This window comes from Rhodococcus sp. NPDC003322 (genome assembly GCF_053589555.1).
On the sequence record NZ_JBSFSC010000003.1, the window covers coordinates 340,781 to 362,990 of the forward strand.

The following is a 22,210-nucleotide window of genomic DNA, read 5'->3' on the forward strand; positions in this document are numbered from 1 at the left end:
GTCACATGGTGTCGGATCATCGGGCGGCGCGCTCTCCGGCACGCAGGAACCGTCCGGTCCGTCGGCTGCCGAGGACGGTGGTCGGTTGTCCGTCCCGGACGACGCATTCGCCGCGGACGAACACCGCGGTCACTGCGTCGTTGTTCCGGTTCACCATCCTGGAGAGACCGTCGTACTCGGGGACCGGGCACTCGGCATAGGCGTCGAGCGAGGCGTCGAGATGCTTCGGGTCGATCACCACCACGTCGGCCCGGTCACCTTCGCGCAGGTGCCCGGCGTCGAGTCCGTACCAGTCGGCGAGCTCGCCTGTGAGCCGGTGCACCGCCTGCTCGACGGACATGAACGGGGTCCCCGCCTGCTCGGCGTCGCGGACGCGACGCAGCAGGCGGAGGCCGAAGTTGTAGAAGGCCATGTTGCGCAGGTGCGCGCCTGCATCGGAGAAGCCCAGCTGGATACCGGGATCAGAGGCGAACTTGTTGAGTACCTCCGGCCGGTGGTTCGAGATCGTGGTTCGCCACCGCACCTTGGTCCCGTACTCGACGACCAGGTCGAGGAAGGCGTCCACCGGGTGTACCCCACCCCGGTCGACCCCGACCTGCCCGAAGGTCTTGCCGATCACCGACGGGTCCGGGCACTCGACGATCTCGGCGTCGAAGAAGTCGCGGTGCCACACCCGCGGTCCGTACTTCTTGTCGTAGTCCTTGCGGAACCGGCGGCGGTAGGACTCGTCGGCGAGCAGCGCACTGCGCGCCTCCAGTTGGTTGGACAGGTCCAGCGCCGCGGCCCCGGACCCGAACTCCTCGAACACCGGCAGGTCGATACCGTCGGAGTACACCTCGAACGGCACGGGAAGGTGCTGCCACCGGAAGTCGCCGCGCAGCCCGTTGACTGCCCGCGCCATCGCCGGGAAGACTTGTGCGATCCCCGGTATCGCCTTCACGTCGGCGGCCGACAGGAGGCTCACCTTCAACGGGCGGCGGAAGAGCCCCACGCTGCTCAGCGCCAACGCGACCATGGACTGCGGGCGGCCCACGTCCGGGCCGGCCTGCAATGCCCGGCCCCGCCGCCGCAGGATCGAGGTGAGCCTACGACGTTCCTTCCGCGTCGAGTACGTGGACGGCAGCGTGCGGGACCGGCAGGTCTCGCCGTCGAGCTTGTCGAACAGCAGTTCCTGCGAGGACATGCCGATGAAGCCCGCGTCGAGCGCCTCCTCGAGCTTGGCCGCCATCGCGTCGAGTTCGGCCGGGGTGGGCTTGACGTCCTTACGGGTCGCCCGGTCCAGGCCCATCTGCGCCGCACGAATGTCCGAATGGCCGATGAAGGACGCCACGTTCGGGCCCAGAGGCAGGGCCTCGAGTGCCTCGACGTACTCGTGCGCCGAGGTCCACGTCCGGGACTCGGTGAGCGTGTCCACCACGAACTTGCGCGGAATTGCCTCGACCCGGCCGAACAGGTCGCCGGCGTCGGACGGACCGGCATGGACGGCCGACAGCGAGCACGACCCCAGGAAGATCGAGGTGACGCCGTGCCGCACCGACTCCGTGAGCCCCGGACTCAGGATGACCTCGACGTCGTAGTGGGTGTGGATGTCGACGATGCCCGGGATGACCCACTTCCCGGCGGCGTCGACCACCTGCGGACAGTCCGCCTCGTCGAGCGCGGCATCCGTGACGGCCGCGACCCGGCCGTCACGGATGCCGAGGTTGCGGGTCTCGGGTCGTGCGCCGGTGCCGTCGAACCACAGGCCGTTCTTGATGATGACGTCGTAGGTCATCGCAGACCACTCCATTCTCGTCGTGTGGTGGTTGCCGACCGGGGCTCCATCAGAGGACCACCTCGGTGCGCATCGTCTTGCCGGTTGCGTTGCGGGGCAACGCAGTGGTGGTGATCCGCCAGCGGGCCGGAACCTTGAAGTAGGCCAGTCGTTCGGCCGCGAACTCGCGCAACTCGTCTTCGGTCACCGAGTCTCCGTCGCGGACCACGACCACCGCGGCGACCTCCTGGCCGAGGTCGGGGTGCGCCACCCCGATCACCGCGCACTCGAGGACCTCGGGGTGCTCGTCGAGGCACTGCTCGATCTCCACCGGGTAGATGTTCTCGCCTCCGCGCAGGATCAGGTCGGAGCGCCGTCCGGTCAGGCGGACCATGCCGTTCTCGAGGACGCCGAAGTCGCCGGTCCGCAGCCACCGGTCGGGGGTGATCGAGGCCGCGGTCGCGGTGTCGTCCTCCCAGTAGCCCAGCATCACGTAGGGGCTGCGGACGCAGATCTCGCCCTCCACGCCGTCGGGAACCGGGTCGCCGAGCGGGTCCCGCACCTGCACGGTGACGCCGATGATCGGCCGCCCCAGTGTGCCCGGGAACGCCTGCAGGTCCATCGGCGTCGCGACGGACACCGCGGTGCTGCACTCGGTGAGCCCGTAGCTGTCCACCAGGGCGCCCCTGGCGAACGGCAGCTTCTCCCGCAGCCGCTGCTGGAACGCGGGGGAGGACGGCGCGGACGCCAGGGCGAACGCGGTCAGCGACGACAGGTCGTACCTGTCGAGCCCGTCGTGCTCGAGCAGCCGGTTCGCCATGGTGGGGACCGCGCCCCAGTTGCTGACCTTCTCGCGCTCGACCAGTCGCAGTACGCGGTCCACGTCGAACGAGCCCTGGTGGATCACGACGGCCCCGCCGGTGGCCAGTCGCGGGACGACCAGATTGTGCAGGCTGGCGATGTGGAACAGCGGCGAGGTCAGCAGGTACCGCAGGTCGCTCGGGCCGTCGCCGATCGGGGCGCCCGCGAACGCGGCGGCGAGCGCGTCGCTGTACCGGTGGTAGTCGATGACTGCAAGCAGGTTCCGGTGCGAGTGCACCGCACCCTTGGGGCGGCCGCTGGTCCCGCTGGTGTACAGGATCACGGCCGGGTCGTCCTCGGCCACCTCGGCGTGCGGGAGCTCGCCGCCGGCGAATTCCTCGATGAGCCGGGGAATGTCGCGCTCCATGGTCAGGACGGTGATCCGGAGGTCGAGTTCGCGGAGCAGTTCGGCGCGCTTGCTGTCGACGATCACCACGGTGGGCCGGGTGTGCGTGACCCCGTACTCGATCTCGCGTGGAGCCCACCAGGCGTTGAAGCCGACGGCGATCGCGCCGAGGGCCTGGGTGGCCCAGAACGACACAACCCACTCGGGTGTGTTGGCGGCGAGGATGCCGATGCGGTCACCCGGGTCGACGCCGTAGCGCTCGCGCAGCGCTCGCGCCAGCGCGTACGCGGCTCGGCCGTGCTCCGCGTAGCTCATGCGGCGATCCTCGGTGACCAGATAGTCGCGGTCACCGTGGGCGAGCGAGGCCGCGAGGACATCCCCGAGTGCGCGGTCCCGGTTCTTCATCACGGGGATCTCGGTGCCGAGTACATCCTCGGTGCCGAGTTCGAACCGTCCGCCCGGGCCCGTCAGCCCGGCCATCACGGATGCGATGTACGCCTGCGGGTCAACGGGTTTCGTCATTGTCGTTCCTTTCGATCACTGGGTTCACGTCAGGGGATGAGGACGGCACGACCACGAATCGTCCCCGCTTCGAGGCGGTCGAACGCGGTCCGGGCATCGGCGAGGTCGAACCTGTCGACCTCCACGGTCAGCCGGCCCGCCTGCGCCAGTGCGATCGAGTCGACGAGGTCGCTCCTGGTGCCGCCGTACGACTTCCGGACCGACGCGCCCCACGGCCAGCCGGGGCCGCCGGACGGTTCGGCCGTCACTCCCGGGACCCCGCCGCCGAGGCCGACCATCCGGTAGGCGCCGTTGGGGGCCACCGACTCGACCGACATCCGTGCGGTGGCGTCGATCCCCACGAAGTCGAACACCGCATCCGCGCCGCGTCCCTCGGTGAGGTCGAGGATCTGACGGGCGGTGTCCGGCCCGGACTCGAGAGTGATGTCGGCGCCGCACCGCTTCGCGAGTTCGAGCTGCGTCGCGCCCACATCGACCGCGACGATCCGGGTGGCGCTCACCGCGCCGAGGATCTGCACGGCGACGTGCCCGAGCCCGCCGACGCCGATCACCACCGCGGTCGAGCCGGGGCGCAGGTGGTCCCGGGCCCCACGGATCGCGTGGTAGCTGGTCAGCGCGGCGTCCGCCATCGGTGCCGCCTGCAGGAAGTCCAGGTCGCCGATCGGGACGAACGACCGGGCCGGGATCCGGACGTACTCGGCCATGCCGCCGTCCGGGCCGAGCCCGGGGCACGGCGGCATGGCGGTCCGGCCCGCGGCCAGGCAGACGTTCTCGTTGCCGCTGACGCACTCGCGGCAGACGCCGCACGACCAGCACAGGTAGACGATCCCGCGTTCGCCGGTGTGGCGGCCGTCCACCTCGCTGCCGACCGCTTCGATGGTGCCTGCGATCTCGTGCCCGAGGGTGAGCGGCTCCTCCCTCATCTTCACCGGGAAATGCAGCAGGTGAAGGTCGGAGTGGCAGATCCCGGCCGCGCCGACCCGGATCAGCAGGTCCGACGGGCCGATCTCCGGAACCGGGACCTCCCGGATCTCGACCACGCCGGGATCGGTCAGTTGTAGTGCGCGCATCACGCCACCGCCTCGAAGGTCGCATTCAGGTAGGCGTCGGCACGGTCGGAACCGATGAGCCCCGGCGCCATCTTGTTCATCGCATACGCGAAGGTGATTCCACGGTCGACGTCGTTGACGACGAACGACCCACCGACCCCGGCCCACCAGCAGACCTTGCCGTCGGGAACTGCGGGCGCCGTCTGTGCATGCGGCAGTCCGTAACCGATCCCGAACCGCAGCGGCGTCATGATTCCCAGGTCCAGACCGTTGGACTGCTCCCGGAAGATCGCCTCGACGGTGTCCGGCGACAGCCAGATCCGGCCGTCGAGGACGCCGCCGCCGGAGACGATCGACTGCAGTCGGGCGATCGACCGAGCGTTGCCGTGACCGTTGACGGCCCCGATCTCGGCCTGGCGCCACTGCGGGTCCGAGGTGCGCTCGTAGTCGAGCAGCGGGCAGGTGAGCGTCTTGACCAGGATGCTGTCCTGGTCGAGGGTCGCCATGTCGAACTCGAGCGCGGGCGGCGGCACCAGCGGCGCGATCCGGCCGAAATGCTCGGGGCCGGTACCGATGTGGAAGTCCGCGTCCAGTGGTCCGGCCAGTTCCTCGGCGAAGAACCGGCCCAGGGTGCGTCCGTCGATTCGCCTGACGACCTCGCCGATCAGGTGCCCGTAGTTGAGCGCGTGATAGCCGGACGCGGTGCCCGGCTCCCACCACGGGGCCTGCGCGGCCAGTCGGGCGGCGGCGGACTCGTGGTCGTAGACGTCCTCGAGTTCGATCGGCCGTTCCCAGCCGGACACACCGGAGGTGTGCGAGAGCAGGTGCCGGATCTCGATGTCCGCCTTGCCGTTCGCTCCGAACTCGGGCCAGTAGTGCGCGACCTTCTCGTTCAGGTCGAGAACGCCGCGGTCCACGAGCAGCAGCGCGCTGAGCGCGGTCATCGTCTTGGTGATCGAGAAGACGTTGACGATGGTGTCCCGCTGCCAGGCGGCTGTGCGGTCGATGTCGGTGTGACCGCCCCAGATGTCGACGACGGGTTCGCCGTCGACGGTCACGCAGATGGACGCCCCGAGCTCCTCGCCGGAGGCGAGCTGCAGCTCGAGTGCCTCGCGAACCGGCTCGAAGCCCTCCGCGCAGAGTCCCTGTGTCAGTGTCATCGAATCTCCTTATCAGGCGTTCTGCAGCGCGCGAGCGGGAACGGGCAACACGTTGCCGGCGGCCCGGGCGCGTTTGCCGCCGTCGGCGATTTCCTTCTTCAGGTTTCGCACGTAGGGGTCGAACTCGCACTGGATGGTGTGTCGCGGGGATTCGTAGTAGGGGCCGAGGTAGTACTTTTCGTCGGCGGCGAGGACGGACTGCATCTCGCTGGGCGACGGGGGCAGGTACTTGCCGGCGAGGTAGGCGGCGACGAGCTTGCTCTGCTGCTCGGCGAAGTTCACCAGGGTCGGCATCGGCTGCGCGAGGCCCATGAAGAACAGATTGTCGATGCCGGGCTTCATCATCCGCTTGAACAGCGGGAAGCGGTTCTCACTGTCGGGCAACAGGTTCGGATCGGTGAAGAACGGGAAGCTGATGTGGTAGCCGGTCGCGCAGACGATCACGTCGACGTCCTCGGTGCTCCCGTCGGCGAAACGCACCTGCTTGCCCTCCAGCGCGGTGATGGCCGGCTTGAACGCGATGTCGCCCGAGCCCGCCTTGCCGAGGAACTCGCCGCTGGCGGACGGGTGCGCCTCGAAGGGCTGGTGGTCGGGCTTGGGCAGGCCGTAGCCCTCCATGGGGCCGAGGTTCTTGTTCAGGAAGCGTCGCTTGAGAGCGAGGCCGACGGGGCGGGGAATCCACGCGGGCATCGTCATCTTGTCGCCGGCCGTGCCCTTGAGGTACTTGGGCAGCACCCAGACGCCACGGCGCGCCGAGACCGTCAGTTTCTTGGCGAGGAACCGCTGGGAGAGTTCGGACGCGATGTCGAGGCCGGAGTTGCCCATCCCGACCACCACGACGTTCTTGCCGCGCATGTCGATCGGGTCGAACGGGTCGTTGTACTCGTGGCTGTGGATCAGCGTGCCGTCGAACTCGCCGGGGTAGTCCGGGGTCCGCGGATCCCAGTGGTGCCCGTTGCACACGATCAGCGCGTCGTAGGTGCGCGTCTCGCCGGTGGACAACGTGACGGTCCACAACCCGTCGTCTCCCCGTTCGGCGTGGTCGACGGAGGTGTTGAACGTGATCGTGTCCCGCAGGTCGAAGTGGGCGACGTAGTCCTTGAAGTACTGGAACAGCAGCGAATGGTGCGGGAAGTCGGGCCACTCGGCGGGGACCGGAAAGTCCTCGAACGCGAGCCGCCATTTGGAGGTGTCGATGTGCAGGCTCTGGTAGCAGGCCGACATTCCGTTGGGATTCTTGTAGTACCAGTTGCCGCCGACCTCGTCGGAGGCCTCGAAGCAGTCGTAGGGGATGCCGAAGTCCTTGAGCCGTTTCGCGGTCGTGATTCCGGACGGTCCTGCGCCGATGATGCAGACGCGAGGTAGCGGGGTGCTCTTCATGACGATGTTTCTCTCTGCGCGGGGTGGGCAGGCGCGGGATCGACGGTCGCGCCACCACCGTCGGAGGATGCTCGGTGAAGCCCAATCGGTGTGACATGCGCCATAGAACAGGTTTACTGACGGTGTGTCAAGTGACTAACGAAACGCACTGTGAATGTCGTTACGTCGATTGAGTAGGTGCGGGGTAGTGTCAGCGCCATGGCGGACGTGGCGAGCAAGTCGACCGGTGCAGGGAAGGCGAGAAGGGGAACCCTGCGCGACGAGCAGAAGCGGGCAACCCGAGCGCGACTGCTCGACGCCGCGCGGTCGCACTTCGGCGCCCGGGGGTACGCGGCGGTCACCGTCGACGACATCGCCGCGGAGGTGGGTTGCAGCAGGGCGACCTTCTACCTGCACTTCCCGGGCAAGGTGGACGTCCTGCGCGCACTCAGCGAAGAGGGCACGGTGCCGAGCACACTGGCGATCTACCAGGACCTCGACCGCGTCCTCGACACCGGATCGCGCGAGGAGTTCACCGGCTGGATCACCCGGGCCATCGAGTGGTTCCGGGAGTACCGGGAGATGCTTCGGGCATGGGACGAGGCGACGGTGCTCGAACCCGAGTTCGCGGCGATCGCGAGGGACGGAATGCTGGCCCTGCCCAATGCGATGACGAACTACCTGGCGCGATGGCCCGAGTCGAGCCGTGACGAGGCGCGCCTGCGGGTCGAACTCCTGTCGACCCAGTTGGAGCGGTTCTTCACCCGCTGGGCGATGCAGGGGACGATCGACGTCTCGGCCGAGCGGGCCGCCGAGGTGCTCACCGACATCTGGTTCCCGGCCCTCTCGGCGCCCACCGCCGACTGACCGTTCCCGCTCTCCCGCCTCACCGCGGTTCACCACCGCCGTCCCGGCCTGAGAGTATGGGTCGGTGACTACCGGAGCTTGGATCGCCATCGCGGCCGTACTGGCCGTCCTCATCGTTGCGCTCGTCGTCGGTACGGTGCTGTACCGCCGGCGGCAGGTCAGCCTGACGCCGAAGTCCGAACAGCCCGAGGCGCTCGGCGAAGCGAAGGACCGCTCCGGCGGGTACAAGTCGGCCGGCGGGTTCAGTTTCAGCGAGGGCTCCACGGCAACTGCGCCCCCGAAGCCGCAGCCGGTCCCGGTCGAGCCCAAGATCGTCGAGAAGCCGCTGGTCGAAAAGCCCGCCGAGGCTCCCGTGGCCGAGCCGGAGGTTGCCGAGGAGCCGGTTGCCGAGCCGGAGGTTGCCGAGGAGTCGGTTGCCGAGCCGGAGGTTGCCGAGGAGCCGGTCGCCGAGCCGGAGGTTGCCGAGCCCGAGGTAGTCGAGAAGGTTGCCGAGCCCGAGGTAGTCGAGAAGGTTGCCGAGCCGGAGGTTGCCGAGCCGCCGGTGGAGGCCCCGGCTGCTCCCGAGGTCGTCGCGCCCGAGCCCGAGGTCGCGCCGACGATCACCGCCCCCGCGCCGGAAGCTCCCGCGGCGCCCGCGATCGAGGAGATCGCGCCGACCGAGGGCCGTCTCGGCCGTCTGCGCGGCCGGCTGTCCCGCTCCCAGAATGCTGTCGGCAAGTCGCTGCTCGGCCTGCTCGGCGGCGGTGACCTCGACGAGGACTCCTGGGAGGAGATCGAGGACACGCTGATCATCGCGGACCTGGGCAGTGCGGTCACCGAGGAGGTCGTCGGCAAGCTGCGCGCGGAGATCGCGTCCGGCACGGTCAAGACGGAGGCTCAGGCCCGGGCGATGCTGCGCAAGGTTCTCGTCGACGCGCTGCACCCGGAGATGGACCGCTCCATCCGGGCGCTGCCGCACGACGCCACGCCCGGCGTGCTTCTGGTGGTCGGCGTCAACGGCACCGGCAAGACGACCAGCACGGGCAAGCTCGCCCGGGTGCTCGTCGCAGACGGACGCCGGGTGCTGCTCGGCGCCGCGGACACCTTCCGTGCCGCCGCCGCGGACCAGCTGCAGACGTGGGCGGAGCGGGTCGGTGCCGAGGTGGTCCGCGGCAAGGAGGGCGCCGATCCGGCCGCCATCGCCTTCGACTCGGTCACCAAGGGCATCGAGACCGGCGTCGACGTCGTCATTGTCGACACCGCGGGTCGCCTGCACACCAAGACCGGCCTGATGGACGAGCTCGGCAAGGTCAAGCGGGTCGTCGAGAAGCGGGCCAAGGTCGACGAGGTGCTGCTGGTCCTCGACTCCACAATCGGTCAGAACGGCCTGGTCCAGGCCCGGGTGTTCGCGGAGGTCGTCGACATCACCGGTGTGGTGCTCACCAAGCTGGACGGCACGGCCAAGGGCGGAATCGTCTTCCAGGTGCAGCACGAACTGGGCGTCCCGGTGAAGCTGGTCGGCCTCGGTGAGGGCGCCGACGACCTCGCACCGTTCGAACCGGAGGCGTTCGTCGACGCGCTCCTCGGCTGACCGCCGCCCGTCCCGGACTCTGTTCTCGGCGGATTTCACGACGAAACCTGAAAGCAACAGAGTTCCGGGATGCGTTCACTTGCTCGAAACACCGGAGCGTCACAGCCGAAACACCAGGTGAGCAGTCTTCTCCTTAAGTCGAAAAGCCGCGAGCACGCGGGGCGACAGAAGGAGGAGGCACAAGGTGGAATTCCCGACTATCGGAGCGCCGGACGCCGGTGACACCGCGTGGATGCTGATGAGCGCCGCGCTGGTGTTGTTGATGACGCCGGGTCTCGCGTTCTTCTACGGCGGCATGGTTCGCGCGAAGAACGTCCTGAACATGATCATGATGAGCATCGGCGCGATGGGCGTCGTCGGTGTGCTCTGGGCCCTGTACGGCTACTCGATGGCCTTCGGTGACGACAAGGGCGGCCTGATCGGCGATCCGACCCAGTTCTTCGGACTCAAGGGTCTGTTCGGTGGCTCCTACCTCGCCGATGCCGAGACCGGCGCCGCCGCCGCGATCCCGCTCGTGGGCACCATTCCCGCGACGGTGTTCGTCGCCTTCCAGGCGATGTTCGCGATCATCACCGTCGCGCTGATCTCCGGCGCCGTCGCCGATCGCCTGCGGTTCGGTCCGTGGCTGTTGTTCGCCGGCCTGTGGGCGACGATCGTGTACTTCCCGGTCGCACACTGGGTGTTCTCCTTCGACGGTGTGACCGCCGAGACCGGTGGCTGGATCGCGAACAAGCTCAAGGCGATCGACTTCGCCGGTGGCACCGCGGTGCACATCAACGCCGGTATCGCCGGCCTGGTCCTGGCGCTGGTCCTCGGCAAGCGCCGCGGATGGCCGACCACCCCGTTCCGTCCCCACAACCTGCCGTTCGTCATGCTCGGTGCCGCCCTGCTGTGGTTCGGCTGGTTCGGTTTCAACGCCGGGTCCGCGGTGGGCTCGAACGGGATCGCCGGTGCCGCCTTCGTCACCACGCTCGTCGCGACCGCCGCCGCGATGCTGGCCTGGCTGCTCGTCGAGCGGATCCGTGACGGCCACGCGACCACCCTCGGTGGCGCGTCGGGCATCGTCGCCGGCCTCGTCGCGATCACCCCGTCCTGCTCCTCGGTCAACGTGCTCGGTGCCCTCGCCATCGGTGTCGTCGCCGGCGTGCTGTGTGCCCTCGCCGTCGGACTGAAGTACCGCTTCGGCTTCGACGACTCGCTCGATGTCGTCGGTGTGCACCTGGTCGGCGGCATCGTCGGCACCCTGATGGTCGGTTTCGTCGCCACGGCGGAGGCCCCGGCCGCGGTCGACGGCCTGTTCTACGGTGGTGGCTTCGACCAGCTGTGGCGTCAGGCGGTCGGTGCGGGCGCGGTCCTGCTGTACTCGCTGGTCGCCACGACCATCGTCGCGCTCATCGTGAAGTACACGATCGGTCTCCGGGCGAGTGACGAGGCCGAGGCCCGTGGCCTGGACGATACTGAGCACGCCGAAAATGCGTACGACTTCGTCGCTCTTGGTGGAGTCTCAGCAGGTTCGGCAATCTCGGCACCGGTGCGCACGTCCGTCAGGGAGGCATGAAAACAATGAAGCTCATCACCGCAATCGTCAAGCCGTTCACTCTCGAGGACGTCAAGACCGGGCTCGAGCAGGCAGGCGTGCTGGGCATGACCGTCAGCGAGGTCCAGGGCTACGGCCGCCAGAAGGGCCACACCGAGGTGTACCGCGGAGCGGAGTACTCGGTGGACTTCGTCCCGAAGGTCCGCGTCGAGGTCGTCGTCGACGACGGTGCAGTCGACAAGGTCGTCGAGGTGATCGTCGAGGCCGCACGCACCGGCAAGATCGGTGACGGCAAGGTCTGGGTGAGCCCCGTGGATTCCGTCGTCCGGGTTCGGACCGGCGAACGGGGTGCGGATGCAATCTGACCCGACTGGGTCCGCTTTCGGTGGCCCCGATCCCGTCGCACTGTCGGCGGGGTCGGGGCCACCCGCGTCTGCGGCCCACGAAGCACATGCGCACATCGTCGCCGCCGACGACCTGGCCCGGGCCCGGAAACAGCTGCTGGACCGAGGGCCCCGGTCGCGCCGGCTCGACGCGGCGACGTTGCGTCAGGCCATGGTCGAACTGCACGAGTTCTGGTTGACGACCAAGGGGACGGAACTCGGCATCACTCCGGACAGCGGGTTCGCGATCGTCGCGGTCGGGGGACTGGGACGGCGGGAGTTGCTGCCGTACTCGGATCTCGACCTGGTGCTGCTGCACGACGACATGGATGCCGACATCGTGTCCCAGGTGGCGGACTGCCTCTGGTATCCGCTGTGGGACGCGAACATCAAGCTCGACCACAGTGTGCGGACGGTGCCGCAGGCGCTGCAGGTGGCGTCCACGGACCTGACCGCGGCGATGGGCCTGCTCGAGGCCCGTCACATCGCCGGTGACGCGGAACTGACCAACCTGCTGATCGGTGGGGTGCGGCGGCAGTGGCGGACCGGAATCCGGTCGCGCTTCGACGAGCTGGTGGAGATGACGCAGGCAAGGTGGTCGCGCAGCGGCGAGATCGCGCACCGCGCCGAACCGGACGTCAAGAACGGTCGCGGCGGCCTCCGGGACGTCCAGCTGCTCGACGCGTTGGCGATCGCGCAATTGACCGACGCCGCGACGAGCCTCGGTCCGGACGCCCCCGGCGGCGGTCTGGACGCCGCGCACGACCGACTGCTCGACGTCCGAACCGAACTGCACCGGGTCGCGGGCCGGGGCCGGGACCAGGTGCGGGCACAGGACGCCGACGAGATCGGCGCCGCGCTGCGGATCGGCGACCGGTTCGATCTGGCTCGGACCCTGAGCGACTCTGCCCGCACCATCGGCTACTCGGTGGACGTCGGACTGCGCACCGCGGCCAACGGTCTGCCTCGGCGGGGACTGGCCCGACTGCGGCGAGTGCCGGTGCGCCGGCCCCTCGACGAGGGCGTCGTGCAGCACGCGGGGGAGGTGGTGCTCGCCCGCGACGCGAAACCGAACAAGGACCCGGGGCTGATCATGCGGGTCGCCGCGGCGGCCGCCCAGACCGGCATGCCGATCTCGTCGTCCACCCTGGGGCGGCTCTCCGACAGCGCCCCGGAGCTACGGGAACCCTGGCCGAAGGAGGCGCTGGGCGACCTCCTGGTGCTGTTGGGTTCGGGTCCGCGGATGGCCGCGGTCATCGAGGCCCTGGACCGCACCGGCCTGTGGGGGCGGCTGCTGCCCGAGTGGGGCGCGGTGCGGGACCTGCCGCCGCGGGACGCGGTGCACACCTGGACCGTCGACCGGCACCTGGTCGAGACCGCGGTGCAGGTCGGGTCCTTCACCACCCGCGTCACCCGTCCCGACCTGCTGCTTCTGGGGGCGCTCCTGCACGACATCGGGAAGGGGCGCGGCGGCGACCACAGCGTGGTCGGTGCCGAGCTGGCCAACCAGATCGGCAACCGGCTCGGGCTGTGGCCGTCCGATGTCGCGCTGCTCAGCGCGATGGTCCGGCACCACCTGCTGCTGCCGGACACGGCGACCCGACGCGACCTCGACGACCCCGCGACCGTGCAGATGGTCGCGGACGCGCTCGGACACGACTCGGTGCTGCTCGAGCTGCTGTACACGCTCGCCGAGGCGGATTCGCTGGCGACCGGACCCGGCGTGTGGGGGGACTGGAAAGCGTCGCTGATCGGTGAACTGGTGCGGCGCTGCCGGCTGGTGATGGCCGGTGAGACGTTGCCGGAGCCGGACCCGGTCGACCCCGAGCACGCGGCGCTGGCCGAGACCGGGGGCGTGCACGTGATGCTGGCGCCCGCCGAGGGCCCGCACACGTACACGGTGACGGTGATCGCGCCGGACGTGCCCGGGCTGCTGTCCGATGCCGCCGGGGTGCTGGCCCTGCACTCGCTGCGGGTGCTGTCGGCCTCGGTCGGCAGTCATCAGGGATCGGCGGTCAACTCTTTCACCGTCTCGCCCCGGTTCGGGGCCCCGCCGCAGGCGGGGCTGCTGCGGCAGGAGTTGATCCGTGCCACCGCCGGGGAGCTGGACCTGGTGGCGATGCTGGCGGAGAAGGAACGGGTCGCCAACGAGGAGCAGGCGCTCGAGCTCGGCGTCGCGGGCGTGCCGGTGCAGTACGCGCAGGCGCCGCCGCGGATCATCTGGTTCGAGACGGCCGTCGACGGTCAGGTGATCGTCGAGCTGCGCACCGAGGACCGGCTGGGCCTGCTGTGCAGGCTGGCTGCCACCCTCGAACAGCACGGCGCGGACGTGCGGTGGGCGAAGGTCGCCACCCTGGGCAACGCGGTCGTGGACGCGTTCTGCCTGCACCTCGGCGAGGGTGACTCCCGGGTGACCCGGGAGGATCTGGAGACCGCGATCCTGGCGGTGGTGCCCGCACCGGCCCCGGCCAAGAAGGACGGGGAGGAGGGGAGCATGGCCGGCAGCGGCTAGTCTGGACGGAAGTGTCCGCGGACAGCCAGTCCAGACCGCCCCGTCTCACAGCCAGGAGCTCGATCGGTGTTCGAATCCCTTTCCGACAGGTTGACAGGTGCCCTCAAGGACCTGCGCGGCAAGGGCCGGCTGTCCGGCGCCGACATCGACGCAACGTGCAGGGAGATCAGGCTCGCCCTGCTCGAGGCCGATGTCGCGTTGCCGGTCGTCCGGTCCTTCATCGCCAGGATCAAGGAGCGCGCGAAGGGCGCCGAGGTCTCCGGTGCGCTGAACCCGGCCCAGCAGGTCGTCAAGATCGTCAACGAGGAACTGGTCGGGATCCTCGGTGGTGAGACGCGCCGGCTGCAGTTCGCAAAGACCCCTCCCACGGTGATCATGCTCGCCGGTCTGCAGGGTTCCGGTAAGACCACCCTCGCGGGCAAGCTCGCGTCGTGGCTGACCGGGCAGGGCCACACTCCGCTGCTGGTGGCGTGTGACCTGCAGCGTCCGGGTGCGGTCAACCAGCTTCAGATCGTCGGTGAGCGGGCCGGGGCCGCGGTGTTCGCACCGCACCCCGGCACCTCGATCGGCGGCGGGGAGAACGAGCTCGGCCAGTCCGCGGCCGACCCGGTCGACGTGGCGCGCCGCGGCGTCGAGGAGGCCCGCGCCAAGCACTTCGACGTGGTCATCGTCGACACCGCCGGTCGCCTCGGCATCGACGAGGAGCTGATGGCGCAGGCCGCAGGCATCCGCGACGCAGTGCAGCCCGACGAGGTCCTGTTCGTCCTCGACGCGATGACCGGTCAGGACGCCGTGCACACCGCCGAGGCGTTCCAGTCCGGCGTCGGGTTCACCGGCGTCGTCCTGACCAAGCTCGACGGTGACGCCCGCGGTGGCGCCGCGCTGAGCGTCCGCGAGATCACCGGCAAGCCGATCATGTTCGCGTCCACCGGCGAGAAGCTCGAGGACTTCGACGTCTTCCACCCGGACCGGATGTCGAGCCGGATCCTCGGCATGGGCGACGTGCTCACGCTGATCGAGCAGGCCGAGCAGGTCTTCGACGCCAAGCAGGCCGAGGCTGCCGCACAGAAGATCGGCTCCGGCGAACTCACCCTCGAGGACTTCCTCGAGCAGATGATGGCCGTCCGCAAGATGGGCCCGATCGGCAACCTGCTCGGCATGCTGCCCGGTGCCGGGCAGATGAAGGACGCCCTCGCCCAGGTCGACGACAAGCAGCTCGACCGAATCCAGGCGATCATCCGCGGCATGACCCCGGCCGAGCGCGCCAACCCGAAGATCATCAACGCGTCCCGCCGGCTGCGGATCGCGAACGGCTCGGGTGTCAAGGTTTCCGACGTCAACCAGTTGGTCGACCGGTTCTTCGAGGCCCGCAAGATGATGACGGCGATGGCCGGCCGGATGGGGATGCCGGGTGCCCGCACCCAGCGCTCCAAGAAGGGCAAGAAGGGCAAGAAGGGCGGCAAGGGCCCCACGCCGCCGAAGATCCGCGGAGGATTCCCGGGCATGCCGGGCGGATTCCCCGGTGGCTTCCCCGGCCTGCCCGCCGGGATGGACCTGTCGAAGATGCCGAAGGGCCTCGACGAGCTGCCGCCCGGCCTCGAGGGCCTCGACCTGTCCCAGCTCAAGCTGCCGAAGAAGTAGCCGGTGGCGCTCCGGCTGGCCGGCCGCGGCCTGCCCGACGAACAGGGTGTCGAGCTGTGGGTCGACGACGACGGCCTGATCTCCACCGACCCGATCCCGGGTGCACGGACGCTGACCGAGACCGGGTGGATTCTGCCGGGGCTCGTCGATGCGCACTGCCACGTCGGGATCCGGTACGGCGGCGGCCACGAGGACGAGAGCGGGCTGCTCGCGCAGGCCGAGACCGAGCGCGACTGCGGCGTCCTGCTGCTACGTGACGCGGGGTCCCCGGTGGACACCCGCATCGTCGACGGCCGGGACGACCTGCCCCGGATCATCCGGGCGGGCAGGCACATCGCGCGCCCCAAGCGGTACATCCGTGGGCTGCCGATCGACCTCGAGGACGAGGCGCAGCTGCCCGGCGCGGTGACCGAGCAGGCGTTGCGCGGAGACGGCTGGGTCAAGCTCGTCGGCGACTGGATCGACCGCGAGGTCGGGGACCTGCGGCCGCTGTGGAGCGACGCGGTGCTCAAGGAGGCGATCGCGGCCGCGCACCGGGTCGGTGCCCGGGTGACCGCGCACGTCTTCGGTGAGGACGCGCTGCCCGGACTGATCGGCGCCGGCATCGACTGCATCGAGCACGGCACCGGGCTGACGGATGCGACGATCGAGATGATGGTCGAGCACGGCACCGCGCTGGTGCCGACGCTGGTCAACATCGCGACCTTCCCGGAGATCGCGGACTCGGCGGACCGGTTCCCGGTGTACGCCGTGCACATGCGCGACCTGCACGCGCGGGTGGGGGAGACGATCGGCGCCGCGCACGACGCCGGGATCCCGATCTACGCGGGCACCGACGCGGGTGGGTCCATCCGGCACGGCCGGATCGCCGACGAGGTCGCGGCACTGTCCGCCGTCGGGTTGGGGCCGACCAAGGCCCTCGGCGCCGCCTGCTGGGATGCCCGTCCCTGGCTCGGGCACCCCGGCCTCGACCCCGGCGCACCCGCGGACCTCGTTGTGTACGAACAGGATCCGCGTACCGGCCCCGGCGTGCTGTCGCAGCCGGACGTGGTGGTGCTGCGCGGGAAGGTCGTCACCCGGCGCGGCCGGTTCGCGTAGCGAACGCGGCTTCGACAGGGCCGGTTCGCGTAGCGGGGCCGGTTTTCCGGTGGGACCGGTGTCGGCTGCCGTGTGCCTCAGGGCAGCAGTCGTAGCGGGGGTTGATCGGAGGGGACGCCTTCGAGTGCTGCGAGCGTCTCGTCGGACGGCGGGGTGGCGAGGATGGCCACCAGGCCGTCGAGCAGTTGACTCACGTGCAGCGCATAGGGCGCGATGGGCAGTCCCAGGGTTCGGCGCCGGTGCCGGTCGGCGCACACGTGCAGGCACACCGACGAGACTTGGTTGATTCGGATGTCCCGCAGCGGTTGTGGGACGAAGTCCAGCATCGTGCGGAGGCGGTCGTAGTACGCGACTTCGGACCCGCGGTGGCTCGCGGGGAGATTCTCGAGTGGGTGTTCGTGCTGCGTCAACTTCTCGAGGAACGGCAGGTAGTAGCAGTTCTCGTCCTCGCCGAGTTCGATCAGTGGCAGCTGATGGGCTTCCACGGTGCCGCGGAGGTCGCCCACCTGCACACGGGCTTCGAGAAGTGCGCGCCGTCTGGTGAGGTCGTCCACGCGGTTGAACAGGATGGCTTCGATCAGCCCTTCCTTGGTGCCGAAGTGGTACTGCACGGCCGATTTGTTCGCCATGCCCGCTTCCGTGCCGATACGCCGCAGTGGCACGCCGTCCAGTCCGTGGATCGCGAAGAGGCGTTCGGCAGTGAGCACCAGCTGCTGTTTGGCCGACGGCGCGACCGGTTCCGGCTTGGACATAACCCACATGAAACCACTCTGGACAACCTAAGTCTTAGGACTTAATCTTAATGCACACGAATTGAGAGTGGGTGTCCCGAATGAAAAGTCAAGTCGCCGAGGAGCTTCGGGGTGTGATGACCGTTGAGCCCGAACCGTCGGACACCCCGTTCGACGAGTTCAACCGGCGTTTCGTCTTCGGGCAGATCTGGTCACGCCCGGGCCTGAGCCGTCGCAACCGCCGATGGGTGACGCTGACCTGTGTCGGGGCGGCGGACGCGCCACGGCCGATCGACGATCACGTGTACGCGGCCCTCAACAGCGGCGACATGACCGTGGACGAGCTGCTGGAGTTCGTACTGCACTTCGCCGTGTACAACGGCTGGCCCAAGGCATCCCACCTGGAGGGTGTCGTGCGCAGGCAATGGGCACGCATCCAGCAGGACCGCGGCCTCGAACGCTCGCCCTCGCGGCCCATGGAGAACAGCACACTGGGGCAGGCCAACTGGGACGAGCGCATCGAGCGCGGCATCGAGGAGTTCGTCGACGTCAACCTGATCGACGCGCCGACACCCGACACCCCTTACATCCACGCCGGAATCCTCAACTTCGTCTTCGGTCACGTCTGGCAGCGTCCGGGCCTGACCCGCCGCGACCGCCGCTTCATCACCGTCGCGTCGGTTGCGGTGAACGACGCGATCACGCCGCTGCAGTCCCACGTGGGTTCGGCGTTGGAGTCCGGCGACATCACGAAACCGGAAATGGACGAGGTGGTCCTGCAATTCGCGGCCTACTCCGGTTTCGCCAAGGGGCAGGCCCTGCACAGCACCGCGAACGAGGCATGGGACCGAATCAGCCGCCGAGGCGCGCCGACATCCCGGGGCGTCACGAGTCACAACCGATAGCCAGCCGATCCAACTCGAAACGGCACAGGTGCCGAGAAGGAGTCACAGAGCAATGCCCGGACTCGAAGGACGCGTCGCATTCATCACCGGAGCAGGTAGGGGGCAGGGTCGAGCCCACGCGGTGCGACTCGCACGGGAAGGTGCCGACATCATCGGGATCGACATCTGCGAGAACGTGGCGTCGATGACCTACCCGAACTCGAGCGAGGCCGATCTCGAGGAGACCGTTCGCCTGGTCGAGAAGGAAGGCCGCACGATGGCCGGACTCAAGGCGGACGTCCGTGACTACGAACAACTCCAGAACGCCTTCGATGTGGGTCACGAGCAGTTCGGCCGCGTCGACATCGTCATCGCCAACGCGGGCATCATTCGGATGGGCCCCGAGTCGGAGGACTTCCTGGCCGACTGGAACGACGTGATCGACACCAACCTCACCGGCGTCTACCACACCGTCCGCGCCGCGCTGCCCGCCCTGCGCGCCGGTGGGCGCGGTGGCTCGATCGTCATCACCAGTTCCACCGCCGGGCTCAAGGCGTCCGCGTCGTTGAACGCGAGCGGGAACGCCTACGCCGCAGCCAAACGCGGTGTGGTCGCATTGATGCAGGGTCTGGCCGCCGAACTGGCCCCGGAATGGATCCGGGTCAACACCATTCACCCGACCGGGGTGGCCAGCGGCATGACGATGAACGCCGCGATGGCCGCCCTGATGGAGGAGGCCGCGGCCGGCGGAGCGAACTCGATCTCCGGCATGCAGAACGCGCTGCCGCTGCAGATGATCGAGGCCGAGGACGTGGCCAACGCCGTCGCGTACCTGGTGTCCGACGAGGCGAGGTTCATCACCGGCATCCAGTGGCCGCTCGACGCCGGATTCATGATCCGGTGACCGGCCCGCGCGCTAGCGGACGCAGCCGTCCCCGCCGTCGCCGGCGCGGGCGGTGAAGCGGATCTCGCTGATGGACGTGACGTCGTTGAACGGGGCGGACCGCTCGCCTGCCCGGTTGGTGACCGGCTGACCGTCGACGGTGGCCAGCACGGTCAGTGTCGCGGTACGGGCGGTGGTGTCGACGGGCATCGTCTGGATGCCGCGGCGCGGCTCGACCTGCTGTTCGACGCTGGTGCCGTCGTCGAACGTCCACTTCACCCGGGTGACCTTGCGGTTCTGGGCGAACCGGTCGGAGCCGTCGGGATCGGTCTTGTCGTGGCCCGGGTCGATTCCGACGGTCGCCAGGTGGACCGAGCACGGGAAGCTGATCGCGAGGGTCTGCCCCTGTGTGCCCTTGCACCGCCAGGCGGTGGTGACGTCGCCGTCGATCGCGTTGGGGGCCTCGTAGGCGTGCGAGCGACCCGCCGAGTCCACGGCAGGCGGCAGGGGAGTGCAGGTGGGCAGGACCGCCGTCGGAGCGACGGCGATGGTGTCGGTGTCCGCGCCGAAGTCGAAGTCGCCCCCGGTGGCGAAGTCGCCGCCACCGAGATCGCCGTTGTCGTCGGCAGCCGGCGCCGCGCTGCCCGTAACCGTCGTCTCGTCGTCGCCGAGGGTCCGGTTGAGGAGATAGCCGCCTCCGGCGAGCAGCGCGAGGACGGCGGCCGCCGCGGCCGCGACGGCCAGCCATCCGCGTACCGACAGCGGTGGGCGGGGCGGTTCGGGCGGGAGCGGATTCGGCGGCTGCGGTGCGGGTGCGCTCTCGCTCATACGGTGTCGGCTTTCGTGGGTGTGGGCGCATGGTCGGTGGACTCGGACGCCGGTGTGGGGAGGGGGCCCGGCGCCAGGAGCATCGTGCGGCGGGTCTGCACCAGCCCGACGTCGTAGGCGAGCGCGACGAACGCGGTGATCGCCTGCGCCACCGCCAGCGCGAGGATCGCGATCCCGGCCCAGCCCAGCCCGACGACGAGTTCGGTGTCGCGGGTGAGACCGGAGATCAGATCGGTGGGTCGGGCGACGCCGACGATCACGATCAGCGCGAACGCGGCGAGCAGGGCACCGACCGTGGCGGCGGCCGTGGCGAGGGCGTGCAGGACCGGGGTGGCGCCGCGAACCTGCTTCAGGCGGGGCAGCGTCGACAGTCCGGCGACCAGCCCGGAGAACAGCAGGCAGGCGACGACCAGCAGGCCCTGTGGCACGACGAAGGCACTCGCCGTCAGCTCGCCCGAGTCGGTCTGCACCCGAAGCAGCGGACCGAGCCCGGTCAGCAACGCGGCCAGGCCGAGCAGCAGCACCAGCCACGCCAGGGCGGTGGCACGCCCTCGCTCGGGAACCGGAGGGCCGTCGGCGAAACTGGGGTACGGGTTCGCCGGAGGAGTCGTGACCGGCTCCGGCGGGGTGGGCGTGGGCGGCGTGGACGACAACGTCGAACCCCCTTCGAGACGTCGAACGAACCCGCAACGCGCGGCTGACCGGAGTCTAGGCAGCGACCCCGCCGAGGAGAGCGGTATCACCGGTGTTGGCGAGTCGCGGGGCGGCGGAACGGGCGATTCGCCCGTCGGCGTCCCCGTCTGGCAGAATGGACCGCTGTTCGCCCGTCTCCGGTTACGTACCGCGCGGCGGTCACGACACCCCCTCAAACGCAAAACCGGGTGCGCACGCCTTGCGCATCGCTGAATTGCGCCGTGACCATTCGAAAGGCTCCACCATGGCTGTCAAGATCAAGCTCACGCGGCTCGGCAAGATCCGCAACCCGCAGTACCGCATCATCGTCGCGGACTCTCGCACCCGCCGCAACGGCCGTGCGATCGAGACCATCGGCAAGTACCACCCGAAGGAAGAGCCGTCGCTGATCGAGATCGACTCGGAGCGCGCGCAGTACTGGCTCGGCGTCGGCGCCCAGCCCACCGAGCCGGTCGAGAACCTGCTCAAGATCACCGGTGACTGGCAGAAGTTCAAGGGCCTGCCGGGCACCGAGGGCACCCTCAAGACCAAGGAGGCCAAGCCCTCCAAGCTCGAGCTGTTCCAGGCCGCGCTCGCGCAGGCCGAGAACGAGCCGGTCGCCGAGGCCATCACCCCGAAGAAGAAGGCCGCCAAGAAGGACGCGGACGAGGCTGCTGCCGAGGCGCCCGCCGAGGCCGAGGCCGCCGCGGATTCCGAGGCTGCTGACAAGTGAGTGCCGTTGTCGCCGACGCCGTCGAACATCTCGTTCGCGGCATCGTCGCCAATCCCGACGACGTCCGGGTCGAACTGATCACCGGGCGTCGTGGGCGCACCGTCGAGGTCCACGTCAACCCCGACGACCTCGGCAAGGTGATCGGCCGTGGTGGCCGCACCGCCACCGCACTGCGGACCCTCGTCACCGGCATCGGTGGCAAGGGGATCCGCGTCGACGTGATCGACACCGATCAGTAGATCGGTGGAACTCGTTGTCGGCCGTGTCGCCAAGTCACACGGCATCAGGGGCGAACTCGCCGTCGAGATCCGCACCGACGAGCCGGAGCTGCGCTTCGCCGTCGGTGCGGTCCTGCACGGCCGTAAGCCCCGTGATCGGAAGCTGACCGATTACACGGTGGAAGCCGCCCGGGAACACTCCGGGCGGCTTCTGCTGCGTCTGAAGGGCGTCGACGACCGCACCGCGGCCGACGCGCTGCGTGGAACGCTGTTCGTCGTCGACACCACGGAGCTGCCGCCGTCCGAGGACCCGGACTCGTTCTACGACCACGAACTCGAGGGTCTCGAGGTCCGGCTGGGCGACGGGACCGTTGTCGGCACCGTGGTCGAGGTGCTGCACTCGGCGGCAGGGGAGCTGCTGTCCGTGCGGCCGGCCGGCGCCGTGCCGGATTCGTCGGCACCGTCGACCGCCCCCGCGTCCCCGGCACCGTCGGCGGGCGAAATCCTGATCCCGTTCGTCACCGCGATCGTCCCGATCGTCGCTGTCGCCGACGGCTACGTCGAGATCGACCCGCCCGAAGGATTGCTGGACCCGGAGTAGCC

At 69.3% G+C, this 22,210-nt stretch carries 20 protein-coding genes; 12 read left to right on the top strand and 8 right to left on the bottom strand.

The window, feature by feature from the left end; genetic code table 11:
• Positions 1–16 precede the first annotated feature (16 nt).
• Genes ACWDUM_RS13805 through ACWDUM_RS13825 form a run of 5 tightly spaced genes read right to left on the bottom strand, consistent with a single transcriptional unit; the run spans position 17 to position 7,071 of the window.
• Positions 17–1,774 carry an N-acyl-D-amino-acid deacylase family protein gene (locus ACWDUM_RS13805; protein ID WP_450134400.1) on the bottom strand — a complete coding sequence of 586 codons (1,758 nt, stop codon included), beginning with the start codon at positions 1,772–1,774 and terminating at the stop codon, positions 17–19.
• 49 nt (positions 1,775–1,823) lie between these two features.
• Complete coding sequence (locus tag ACWDUM_RS13810; protein WP_450134401.1) at positions 1,824–3,482, bottom strand: class I adenylate-forming enzyme family protein; 1,659 nt, start codon at positions 3,480–3,482, stop codon at positions 1,824–1,826.
• A gap of 29 nt (positions 3,483–3,511) precedes the next feature.
• The gene (locus tag ACWDUM_RS13815; RefSeq protein WP_450134402.1) at positions 3,512–4,552 is read right to left on the bottom strand and encodes an NAD(P)-dependent alcohol dehydrogenase; all 1,041 of its coding nucleotides are present in this window, start codon (positions 4,550–4,552) and stop codon (positions 3,512–3,514) included.
• Positions 4,552–5,691 (bottom strand): serine hydrolase domain-containing protein, encoded by a 1,140-nt coding sequence (locus tag ACWDUM_RS13820; protein WP_450134403.1) that lies wholly within the window; start codon positions 5,689–5,691, stop codon positions 4,552–4,554. Before ACWDUM_RS13820 ends, ACWDUM_RS13815 begins: the two co-directional genes overlap by 1 nt.
• 12 nt (positions 5,692–5,703) lie before the next feature.
• Positions 5,704–7,071 carry a flavin-containing monooxygenase gene (locus tag ACWDUM_RS13825; protein WP_450134404.1) on the bottom strand — a complete coding sequence of 456 codons (1,368 nt, stop codon included), beginning with the start codon at positions 7,069–7,071 and terminating at the stop codon, positions 5,704–5,706.
• Positions 7,072–7,269: 198 nt separating this feature from the next.
• Between ACWDUM_RS13825 and ACWDUM_RS13830 the strand changes: the two genes are divergently transcribed.
• The 7 genes from ACWDUM_RS13830 (at position 7,270) to ACWDUM_RS13860 (ending at position 16,658) form a co-directional block, all read left to right on the top strand.
• Positions 7,270–7,917, top strand: a complete 648-nt coding sequence (locus tag ACWDUM_RS13830) for a TetR/AcrR family transcriptional regulator (protein ID WP_450134405.1) — start codon at positions 7,270–7,272, stop codon at positions 7,915–7,917.
• Positions 7,918–7,981: 64 nt separating this feature from the next.
• Entirely contained in the window at positions 7,982–9,487 is a 1,506-nt protein-coding gene (gene ftsY, locus ACWDUM_RS13835; RefSeq protein WP_450134406.1) for a signal recognition particle-docking protein FtsY, read from the top strand.
• A gap of 184 nt (positions 9,488–9,671) precedes the next feature.
• The gene (locus ACWDUM_RS13840) at positions 9,672–11,045 is read left to right on the top strand and encodes an ammonium transporter (RefSeq protein WP_450116904.1); all 1,374 of its coding nucleotides are present in this window, start codon (positions 9,672–9,674) and stop codon (positions 11,043–11,045) included.
• 5 nt (positions 11,046–11,050) lie between these two features.
• Positions 11,051–11,389, top strand: a complete 339-nt coding sequence (locus ACWDUM_RS13845; RefSeq protein ID WP_450116903.1) for a P-II family nitrogen regulator — start codon at positions 11,051–11,053, stop codon at positions 11,387–11,389.
• Complete coding sequence (locus ACWDUM_RS13850; RefSeq protein ID WP_450134407.1) at positions 11,379–13,919, top strand: [protein-PII] uridylyltransferase; 2,541 nt, start codon at positions 11,379–11,381, stop codon at positions 13,917–13,919. Before ACWDUM_RS13845 ends, ACWDUM_RS13850 begins: the two co-directional genes overlap by 11 nt.
• Positions 13,920–13,985: 66 nt before the next feature.
• Positions 13,986–15,560, top strand: coding sequence for a signal recognition particle protein (ffh, locus tag ACWDUM_RS13855; RefSeq protein WP_450116901.1), 1,575 nt, complete (start codon positions 13,986–13,988; stop codon positions 15,558–15,560).
• A 3-nt stretch (positions 15,561–15,563) separates the two neighbouring features.
• Positions 15,564–16,658 (top strand): amidohydrolase family protein, encoded by a 1,095-nt coding sequence (locus tag ACWDUM_RS13860; protein WP_450134408.1) that lies wholly within the window; start codon positions 15,564–15,566, stop codon positions 16,656–16,658.
• Positions 16,659–16,735: 77 nt separating this feature from the next.
• Here ACWDUM_RS13860 and ACWDUM_RS13865 read toward each other — a convergent pair whose 3' ends face one another.
• Positions 16,736–17,410, bottom strand: coding sequence for a TetR/AcrR family transcriptional regulator (locus ACWDUM_RS13865; protein ID WP_450134409.1), 675 nt, complete (start codon positions 17,408–17,410; stop codon positions 16,736–16,738).
• 116 nt (positions 17,411–17,526) lie between these two features.
• Here ACWDUM_RS13865 and ACWDUM_RS13870 point away from each other — a divergent pair, with 116 nt between their 5' ends.
• Both ACWDUM_RS13870 and ACWDUM_RS13875 read left to right on the top strand, forming a co-directional pair.
• A complete protein-coding gene (locus ACWDUM_RS13870; protein ID WP_450134410.1) occupies positions 17,527–18,294 on the top strand; it encodes a carboxymuconolactone decarboxylase family protein in 768 nt (255 codons plus the stop codon).
• Positions 18,295–18,346: 52 nt separating this feature from the next.
• Positions 18,347–19,177, top strand: a complete 831-nt coding sequence (locus ACWDUM_RS13875; protein WP_450116897.1) for a mycofactocin-coupled SDR family oxidoreductase — start codon at positions 18,347–18,349, stop codon at positions 19,175–19,177.
• A gap of 12 nt (positions 19,178–19,189) precedes the next feature.
• Here ACWDUM_RS13875 and ACWDUM_RS13880 read toward each other — a convergent pair whose 3' ends face one another.
• Both ACWDUM_RS13880 and ACWDUM_RS13885 read right to left on the bottom strand, forming a co-directional pair.
• Positions 19,190–19,984 carry an NADase-type glycan-binding domain-containing protein gene (locus tag ACWDUM_RS13880; RefSeq protein WP_450134411.1) on the bottom strand — a complete coding sequence of 265 codons (795 nt, stop codon included), beginning with the start codon at positions 19,982–19,984 and terminating at the stop codon, positions 19,190–19,192.
• On the bottom strand, positions 19,981–20,637 hold the full coding sequence (locus tag ACWDUM_RS13885; protein ID WP_450134412.1) for a DUF5336 domain-containing protein: 657 nt from the start codon (positions 20,635–20,637) through the stop codon (positions 19,981–19,983). Before ACWDUM_RS13885 ends, ACWDUM_RS13880 begins: the two co-directional genes overlap by 4 nt.
• Before the next feature lie 284 nt (positions 20,638–20,921).
• Between ACWDUM_RS13885 and rpsP the strand changes: the two genes are divergently transcribed.
• Genes rpsP through rimM form a run of 3 tightly spaced genes read left to right on the top strand, consistent with a single transcriptional unit; the run spans position 20,922 to position 22,208 of the window.
• On the top strand, positions 20,922–21,389 hold the full coding sequence (rpsP, locus tag ACWDUM_RS13890; RefSeq protein WP_450116894.1) for a 30S ribosomal protein S16: 468 nt from the start codon (positions 20,922–20,924) through the stop codon (positions 21,387–21,389).
• Positions 21,386–21,628, top strand: coding sequence for an RNA-binding protein (locus ACWDUM_RS13895; RefSeq protein ID WP_450116893.1), 243 nt, complete (start codon positions 21,386–21,388; stop codon positions 21,626–21,628). The genes rpsP and ACWDUM_RS13895 overlap by 4 nt, the downstream gene beginning before the upstream one ends.
• 4 nt (positions 21,629–21,632) lie before the next feature.
• Entirely contained in the window at positions 21,633–22,208 is a 576-nt protein-coding gene (gene rimM / locus ACWDUM_RS13900) for a ribosome maturation factor RimM (RefSeq protein ID WP_450134413.1), read from the top strand.
• Positions 22,209–22,210 lie beyond the last annotated feature (2 nt).

Coding starts and splice junctions, on each gene's coding strand:
- ACWDUM_RS13805 (WP_450134400.1), bottom strand. CDS start 1,774: ATGACCTACGACGTCATCATCAAGAACGGCCTGTGGTTCGACGGCACC.
- ACWDUM_RS13810 (WP_450134401.1), bottom strand. CDS start 3,482: ATGACGAAACCCGTTGACCCGCAGGCGTACATCGCATCCGTGATGGCC.
- ACWDUM_RS13815 (WP_450134402.1), bottom strand. CDS start 4,552: ATGCGCGCACTACAACTGACCGATCCCGGCGTGGTCGAGATCCGGGAG.
- ACWDUM_RS13820 (WP_450134403.1), bottom strand. CDS start 5,691: ATGACACTGACACAGGGACTCTGCGCGGAGGGCTTCGAGCCGGTTCGC.
- ACWDUM_RS13825 (WP_450134404.1), bottom strand. CDS start 7,071: ATGAAGAGCACCCCGCTACCTCGCGTCTGCATCATCGGCGCAGGACCG.
- ACWDUM_RS13830 (WP_450134405.1), top strand. CDS start 7,270: ATGGCGGACGTGGCGAGCAAGTCGACCGGTGCAGGGAAGGCGAGAAGG.
- ACWDUM_RS13845 (WP_450116903.1), top strand. CDS start 11,051: ATGAAGCTCATCACCGCAATCGTCAAGCCGTTCACTCTCGAGGACGTC.
- ACWDUM_RS13850 (WP_450134407.1), top strand. CDS start 11,379: ATGCAATCTGACCCGACTGGGTCCGCTTTCGGTGGCCCCGATCCCGTC.
- ACWDUM_RS13865 (WP_450134409.1), bottom strand. CDS start 17,410: ATGTCCAAGCCGGAACCGGTCGCGCCGTCGGCCAAACAGCAGCTGGTG.
- ACWDUM_RS13870 (WP_450134410.1), top strand. CDS start 17,527: ATGACCGTTGAGCCCGAACCGTCGGACACCCCGTTCGACGAGTTCAAC.
- ACWDUM_RS13875 (WP_450116897.1), top strand. CDS start 18,347: ATGCCCGGACTCGAAGGACGCGTCGCATTCATCACCGGAGCAGGTAGG.
- ACWDUM_RS13880 (WP_450134411.1), bottom strand. CDS start 19,984: ATGAGCGAGAGCGCACCCGCACCGCAGCCGCCGAATCCGCTCCCGCCC.
- rpsP (WP_450116894.1), top strand. CDS start 20,922: ATGGCTGTCAAGATCAAGCTCACGCGGCTCGGCAAGATCCGCAACCCG.